This window comes from Oleiphilus sp. HI0128 (genome assembly GCF_001635365.1).
This window is the reverse complement of the sequence record NZ_LWGG01001567.1, coordinates 1-1,027: the sequence shown is the minus strand read 5'-3', so window position 1 is coordinate 1,027 and position 1,027 is coordinate 1. Positions and strand designations below refer to the sequence as shown.

Here is a 1,027-nt window from a genome sequence, read left to right as displayed (position 1 = left end):
CAACTGGAAGAGGCTATTGAATATGCAGGTGACAAGTTTGACGATTTCCCCTCAAATCATAATCTTGGTCGTCTATATGCAACAATGCTAATAGAAAACAAACAACTCGATGACGCCGAGGAGGTATTCTATTCACTACTGACTAAATACCCCCAAGCATCGCGGTTAAAACTATCGCACGCTATTGTCATGCTAGAGAATAAAAAAGTTGAAGAGGCTTCTGCAGCTTTCGAGCAGCTAATCGACTCCAATCAACACGCTAATGAAGCCTACTATTATTTAGCCCGTATTGCTGACAGCCAAGGTAATTTCAATGACGCTATCGATCTCTACCAGAAAGTAAGCGCTGGCGTTCATTATGAAGTATCTCTTGAGCGCTCAAGTTTCCTAATGGTTCACAACGAACAGCAAGACGAGATGCTAAACAGACTCGCTGAATTGAGAAAGAAACCTGGAGCAAGCCCTCTTAAGTTATGGCTACTGGAAGTTAAATTACTATCTAGTGCAGGTGAAACAGACCGCATGAATGCCTCACTCAACGCCGCCATTCAAGCATTCCCCGAAGATGACCAGCTACTCTACGCTCGAGCAATGAATCGAGAAGCAGACGATGATTTGGCAGGAATGGAGCAAGATCTAAGAAAGCTAATAGAACTGAACCCGAACAATGCGATTGCTATCAATGCACTTGGCTACACCTTGGCCGACCGAACCGATCGTACTCAAGAAGCATTTGAACTAATTCAAAAAGCTTTAGCGCTCAAGCCGAATAACCCCGCCATTTTAGATAGCATGGGCTGGGTACTATATCGACTTAAGCAAAATAAAGAAGCATTGGTATTCTTGTTCAAGGCCTTTCAACAATTCCAGGATGGAGAAGTCGCAGCACACTTGGGTGAAGTTCTTTGGTCTCTAAATCAAACAACAGAGGCTCGAGATGTTTGGAGCAATGTTCTTCGGAAGTATCCTGAACACGAAGTACTTCTTGAGACCATCAACAGACTCGACCCTGAATTACTAATTATAA

General features: G+C 43.3%; 1 protein-coding gene. It reads left to right on the top strand.

The window, feature by feature from the left end:
• A partial coding sequence (locus tag A3763_RS25760; protein WP_156495341.1) for a tetratricopeptide repeat protein occupies positions 1–1,027 on the top strand: 1,027 nt, incomplete at both ends.